Source organism: uncultured Thiodictyon sp. (assembly GCA_903837595.1).
Taxonomy (GTDB): domain Bacteria; phylum Pseudomonadota; class Gammaproteobacteria; order Chromatiales; family Chromatiaceae; genus Thiodictyon.
In genome coordinates this window covers 1-6,564 of the sequence record CAILVI010000173.1, presented here as the reverse complement: position 1 = coordinate 6,564, position 6,564 = coordinate 1, and the positions used below count along the sequence as shown (strand labels likewise).

Sequence of the window (6,564 nt, the reverse complement as noted above, 5' to 3'; positions counted from 1 at the left end):
GGGGGCAGGATTTGAACCTACGACCTTCGGGTTATGAGCCCGACGAGCTGCCAGACTGCTCCACCCCGCATCTGAGCCAACAAGTATACAGGCGCCCACCGCTGAGCACAAACTTTATTTGTGTCTGGCTGAAGACCGGCGCGCCTCAGAGGGTCTTGAGGTACTCGATCAGTGCCCGGCGCTCGGCGGCCGACAGGGTGTCTCCGAAGCGGTGCCCGCCGTTGCCGTAGCCCTTGCCGGTGCTGTCGTAGACCTGGTCCCGCTCATCCCAGCTCATGGCAGCGGATTTGCCCTCGGCCAAGGTGTCGTGGACCCAGCCGAGCGCCTCGGGGTCATAGATGGGCGCCCCGGCCGCGGTGCGCCGCGCTCGCCAGTAGGCCGGACGCGCCGCGCTATTCAACAGGGCGGCCAGGGTCGGCACCGAGTCGTTGTGCAGGTAGGGAGCCGTCGCCCAGACGCCGTCGAGCGGCGGGGCGACATACCCCAGGGCCGGCGTGAGCTGGGCCAGCTCGCCATAGAAAGACTGCGCAAACCAGCTGCGCAAATGGTCCGTCTCGTTGTAGGCCGCACGGGCCAGTGCGGGGTCAGTCCCGACCTCACCCACGGCCACCACCCGATTGGGGTAGCGCCAGTCCTCACCATAGCTCCCGTGGCAGCCTTTGCAGTTGGACTGGAAGACCGGATAACCCCGCTCAGCTAACGCCTGGTCGATGGCATAGGGGTACTTGGGCGGCAGCAGGGAGGCGAGATAGGCACGGATGTCGACGAACCAGGGGTCCATGGCACGCACCTCGGCCACCGAGTCGGTACAGGTGGTGTTGGCGAGCAGCAGATGGCGGCCCAAGTCCCCGCGCCCCTCCCCGCTGTGGAACAAGGCGTGCTTCTTGCGCAGGTTCCACCAGGGCGGTATCGCCACCGGCAATGCGGGTTGCGGCGGCAGCGCGAGCAGGGGTTTATCGGACCAGGCCAGGGTCTTGGGATCACGCTGGGCCGTCAGCGCGAGCGTTAGGTGGTCGGCGGTGTTCACCCCCACCGTGTCGGTGAGCAGATCCGCAGAAAGGCGCGTGATGCGCTCCGACCAGCGTCGCCACTGCGTCCGCTGCGCCTGGCCGGTCACCGCGGACCCGGTCGCCGCAATCTCGACCACGGGGTCCTGGGTCATGTCCAGGAAGGCGTTGCCCAGCCCCATGATGAGCCGGCCGTCGAAGGTGGCGGCATGGCAGCCAAGACAGTTGGTGCTCACCAGCTCGACCCCACCGGGGGCCTGGTGCGCACTCAACATGTAGGGCAGCTGCCGATTATGCCCGGTGCGGCCCGGAAACTGGGGTCCCGGATCGCGGACCAGTCCAGCCCGGGCCTTTCCCGCGGCCTTGACATAGGCACTGTAGGGCAGACCACAGGTGAGCGCCGCGCGGTTGAGCAGGGTGTCATAACCCCTTTGCGGATCGCCGGGGCGCTGGGGATAGGCGGGGATTGCGCCCACCTCAGCCCTGGCCAACCGCTGATGGCCGCCGCCATGGCCCTGGCCGCCGGAGTCACACCCGGCCAGCCCCAGCCATCCGAGCACCAGCGCGGCGGTTGCAGGCCCTCGGCATCCGCGCGGCAAGCGGCGCCGAAACGGGCCGGTGCTCAGCCCGCCCCCCCCGCCTTGCGGTAATCCGCCTGGGCCTGCGGCAGGTGCTTCTGGAGTTCGGCAATCCGGGTCGCGTCTAGCGGGTGGGTGCTCAGGAACTCGGGCCCACTGCCGCCGTGCGTGCTGTTATAGTCATTGAAACGCTGCCAGAAGGCGATCGCCTCCCGCGGGTCATAACCGGCGCGTGCCATATACATGAGCCCGATCTGATCCGCTTCCGATTCCTGGGTGCGCGAATAAGGCAGCAGCAACCCATACTGGGTCCCCAGTCCAAACGCCTGCATCGCCAGGTTCTGGGCCACCCCGCCGAGCCCGGTGGCGCTCAGGGCCACGGACAGGAGCGAGCCGCCCACCTGCGCTGCCACCTCCTGGGAGGTCCGCTCGGCCCCATGGTGGGCGCTGACATGGGCGATCTCATGCGCCACCACGGTGGCCAGACCCGCCTCGTCCTTGGTGATGGGCAGGATGCCGGTATTCACGCCCACCTTGCCCCCGGGCAGGGCGAAGGCGTTGGGCTCCTTATCCTCGAAAAGCACAAACTCCCACTGGGCGTTGGGCATCCGCACGACCCGGGCGAGGCGCCGACCAACACCCTGAAGCTGTTGGTTGGCTTCGCTATTATTGGAGATTGGCGTCTGCCTCTTTTTCTGATCGAAGGCACTGATACCCAACTGCGCCTCGCGGTCCGTATCGACCATCAACAACTGCTGCCGCCCGGTCTCGGGGGCGGTGGCGCAGGCGCAGAGCATGAGCGTCGTCAACACGAGCGCGGCACCGCCAAGGGACTTCAAGCTGGACATGGTGGTCACTCCAGGGGCCAGGTGGTTGCGGTCGGATGGTTGCGTGGCAAACCCGGCTACGCCCGCATCATGGCGGTTTTATCCCAACACCCACAATCCGCGCGCCGACCGGCGCCCGCGCCGGGCGTAGTACACTAGGCAGCCTAAGCAGAAGATCATCGGGCTGACCCGGCACCGCGCCGGTCGGTTCCGCAACGCCGCACAGGAGCCGCCCCCATGTTGCACATCCCACTCGACACCATCTGTTACATCATCGCCAAGGCCCGGGAATTCCAGTCCAAGGAAGATGTGGTCATCCCCGATGTCCCATCAAGCCCATCGGAGGACTGGGCACTGCAAATCCTGGCGCACCACGGCGGGGACTACACCTTGATGGAATTCGTGGAGTGCATCGGCGAGATGAACCAACGCCAGCGCTCGGAACTGATCGCACTGATGTGGGTCGGACGCGGCGACTACACAATAGAGGACTGGGAGAGCGCCGTGGACGACGCCATCGGCGACTACTCGGTGCGCGCCGCCCAGTATCTGATCGCCCATCCCATGGTCTCGGACGATCTGGAGGAAGGGCTGATCGCCCACGGCTATTCCTGTGAGGAGTGATCCGGCCTACAGGTCGCGCAGCCCCAGCACGTCCTGCATGTCGTAGAGCCCGGTCCCGCGGCCGCCGAGCCACTGCGCCGCACGCGCCGCGCCCTTGGCAAAGGTCATGCGGCTGGACGCCTTGTGGGCGATCTCCACCCGCTCCCCGTCCGCGGCGAACCACACACTGTGCTCGCCCACCACATCCCCAGCGCGAATGGTCTCGAAGCCGATGGTGCGCCGCTCGCGCGCCCCGGTATGACCCTGACGCCCGTAGACCGCCACGTCCTTGAGATCCCGCCCCAGGGCCGCCGCCACCACCTCGCCCATGCGCAGCGCCGTGCCGGACGGCGCGTCCACCTTGTGGCGGTGATGGGCCTCGATGATCTCGATATCCACCTCGTCCCCCAGCACCCGGGCGGCGATATCGAGCAGCTTGAAGCACAGGTTCACACCCACGCTCATGTTCGGCGCAAAGACGATGCCGATCTCACCGCCGGCCGCGGTCACCGTCGCGCGCTGCCCGGCGTCGAGCCCGGTGGTGCCGATCACCATTGCCTTGCCGGCCGCGCGGCACAGGGCCAGGTGGGCCAGGGTCGCGGCCGGGGCAGTGAAGTCGATCAGTACGTCGAAGGCGTCGGTGACCGCACCCAGATCTGCGGTGATCGCCACCCCCAGCCGCCCAACGCCCGCCAGCTCACCCGCGTCCGCCCCGATCAGGCTCGACCCCGGCTGCTCGCTCGCCGCCCCCAGCACCAGGCCCGCAGACTCGGTCACCGCCTGCACCAGGGTGCGCCCCATGCGGCCGCCGGCACCGGTGACTGCACATCTGATCTCGTTCATACGTAATTTCCAGCCGTTAGCGATGGCGCGCGACATTAGCATTTTCGCCGCCGGGGGTCGACCGGATTGGGCCTCGAGTCGCGGCCTGGGGGCCGCTGCTACTTCCCTTGCTCCGGATCCAAGAGTGCATAGTCGCTGTTACGCACGTTGGCCAGCAGCCTATCCACCTCATCGGTCGCCACGCCCAGGGCGCGCAGCGTGACGGCCGCCAGCCGCAGCGTTGCCTCCAGTGTCTCCGGAAAAGCATGGGTGGCGCCGGCGCGGGCCAGCGCGTCGCAGGTGGTCAGATCGCGGGCCCGCGCAATGATGGGTACGGTCTGCGCGTGAGCACGGATCAGCCGGGTGGCGCGGATGGCCGCCGCTTTGTTGTCGATGGTCAATACCACCAGCGCCACCGCCGTGAAGTCCACGACATCGAGCAGGTGCGGATCGCCGATGTCGCCGTAGTAGACCGGATGCCCCTCGTTGCGCCAACTGGCCACCAGCTCCGCATCTGACTCGAAGGCCAGATACGCGATACCGTGCTGTTGCAGAATGATGCCCATGGCATGGCCAACCCGCCCGTAGCCACCGATGACCACCTTGGCCCCGGGACTCTCCTCTGGTGCATAGGCCAGCGAGGCATGGACCGCGGCCGCCGCGGCGGGCAGCCGTCGGGTGATCGCCTGCGCGAGCCCGGTCAGCAGCGGGGTCAGGAGCATGGTCAGTGAAATCACCGCCACCATCGTCATGAACTGGCGCTGATCGATGATGCCCAGCGCGTTGGCCGCACCAAAGACGACGAAGCCGAACTCACCCGCCTGCGCCAGGACAAAACTGACCCGCACCGCGACCGCGAGCCCGGTGCCGAACAGCAGACAGAGGCCGAGCAGGACCACTACCTTGATGACGAGGATACCCAGTACCCCCAGCACGAAGAGCCCTGGGCGCTCGGCCACGACCCCCGGATCGATGGACATCCCGATCGCGATGAAGAACAGGCTCATCAACAGCCCCTTGTGGGGCTCCACGATGGCCTCGATCTGGACACTGTAGCGCGAGCTCGACAGCATCACCCCCATCAAAAAGGCCCCGAGCGCCATCGACATATTCGCCTGGTCCATGGCCCAGGCGGCGACGAACACCGCGGTCATGACGACCAGCACAAAGGCCTCGCGGTTGTGGTTGCGCGCCAGCCAGTCGAGCACCGCCGGCACGGCATAGCGTCCCCCCAGCAGCACCAGGGCCAGCATGCCGGCGGCGCTGCCGATCTGCACGATCACCGAGCCCCCGGCCGACGCGGCTTCGGTATGGGCCAGCACCGGCAGCAGGGCGATCAAGGGGACGACCGCCAGATCCTGCATGAGCAGCACCGAGAAGGCGGTCTGGCCGTGAATCGTCGCCACCTCTGAGCGCTCGTGCAGCATCTGCATTACCAGCGCGGTCGAGGAGAGGGACAGGACGAACCCGAACAGCAAGGCCCGCTCCCAGTCGGGCTCGAACAGCCGGAACCAGGCGGCGATCAATAGCCCCGAGACGAGGATTTGCAGCGAGCCGAGACCGAACAGGGTCCGGCGCAGCGCCCACAGTCGCTGCGGATGCATCTCCAGGCCGATCAGGAACAGCAGCAGCACCACGCCCAGTTCGGTGAAATGGCGCAAATCCTCCGGGTGGCCGGTCGCCGACGGCCCTGGCGTGTAAGGACCGATCAGGATTCCGGCCACCAGCAGCCCCAGAATCGAGCCCAGTCCGACCTTGCGGAACAGGGCCACCGAGGCGGCGGCCACCACCAGCAACAGCAAGGCGGACGAGACGAAGGTCTTAGGGTCCATTTGAAGGGGTGCGAGCAGGGCTGATGTAGCTTCGGAGACGTAGGGTGGAATAAGCGCAGCGCATCCACCAGCGGCGTTGGTCATCGCTCCGGTCGTTAGGGGTTTAAGTTGGCCTGCGGATCACCCGGGAGCGCCGCACCCCAGTGCGGCGAAACCTCGCAAGTCATCGTAGCGTGGCGATTTACTGCGAGGGTGGCCGCACTGGGGTGCGGCGCCCCCAGAGTCGCGGGCATCGCTTTAACATTGAAATTTGTTAATTTCCTCTAAATCAAGGCAAAGAATAAAAAATTCATTGGCGTTAAATTGGAATTCACCTATTATTTCGCAACCTATTTTTTTCTGGGTATTTAAAGATCTTGGATTAGCTTTTGATGCAAAAGAAATTCTTAGTCTAGATGGATCTAACGTATTTCTAAGAAAATCAAATAGTGCCGTTATAAGCCGTGGATAAATACCTTGCCCTCGATATTTTTTATCAATACACGTAGGGCCAGCAATGAAGCAATCGTACTCAGCAATAGTCTTACCTTTATAAGCAATCTGACCAAATTGCTGCATCATAGCCATTAGCAATGGTGAATTTTCATTAAACTCCGGCGTACTTGCAACGTGATATCCACATAAATCCGTGCCAGAAAAACATGTCATAATACAAATACTGTCATTCACTGATTGAAGTTCATCTAAATCAAGCGATGCAGATAAAAAACCATCTTTCAAATCACTCTCACCTAAAGATGTAACTAGATTCTTATTTTGAAGGTCAAATATTTTTTGTCCCTAATTATCTAACTGCTTCCACAATGTACCGTTGCATCCCAAGAAATGACCAGCATTATATGCTATCATGCCAGCAAAACCAGAATTGCAAGCGCCTCCAGCCGCAATGCCGCTC

Annotated in this window: 6 protein-coding genes; 1 reads left to right on the top strand and 5 read right to left on the bottom strand. The window is 63.9% G+C overall.

What is annotated here, in order from left to right; genetic code table 11:
* Positions 1 to 145 precede the first annotated feature (145 nt).
* Positions 146 to 1,483, bottom strand: coding sequence for a c-type cytochrome (locus tag QZY44_RS09380; protein WP_295445495.1), 1,338 nt, complete (start codon positions 1,481 to 1,483; stop codon positions 146 to 148).
* A gap of 146 nt (positions 1,484 to 1,629) precedes the next feature.
* Complete coding sequence (locus tag QZY44_RS09375) at positions 1,630 to 2,433, bottom strand: M48 family metallopeptidase (protein WP_295445492.1); 804 nt, start codon at positions 2,431 to 2,433, stop codon at positions 1,630 to 1,632.
* A 216-nt stretch (positions 2,434 to 2,649) separates the two neighbouring features.
* Here QZY44_RS09375 and QZY44_RS09370 point away from each other — a divergent pair, with 216 nt between their 5' ends.
* On the top strand, positions 2,650 to 3,036 hold the full coding sequence (locus tag QZY44_RS09370) for a DUF3775 domain-containing protein (RefSeq protein ID WP_295445490.1): 387 nt from the start codon (positions 2,650 to 2,652) through the stop codon (positions 3,034 to 3,036).
* Between the two features lie 6 nt (positions 3,037 to 3,042).
* Here the strand turns inward: QZY44_RS09370 and dapB are convergent, their stop codons facing one another.
* The 3 genes from dapB to QZY44_RS09355 form a co-directional block, all read right to left on the bottom strand.
* Positions 3,043 to 3,858: a 4-hydroxy-tetrahydrodipicolinate reductase gene (gene dapB / locus QZY44_RS09365; RefSeq protein WP_295445489.1), complete on the bottom strand. Its 816-nt coding sequence runs from the start codon at positions 3,856 to 3,858 to the stop codon at positions 3,043 to 3,045.
* Positions 3,859 to 3,956: 98 nt separating this feature from the next.
* A complete protein-coding gene (locus QZY44_RS09360; RefSeq protein WP_295445486.1) occupies positions 3,957 to 5,669 on the bottom strand; it encodes a cation:proton antiporter in 1,713 nt (570 codons plus the stop codon).
* A gap of 237 nt (positions 5,670 to 5,906) precedes the next feature.
* Entirely contained in the window at positions 5,907 to 6,389 is a 483-nt protein-coding gene (locus QZY44_RS09355) for a GNAT family protein (protein ID WP_295445483.1), read from the bottom strand.
* Positions 6,390 to 6,564 lie beyond the last annotated feature (175 nt).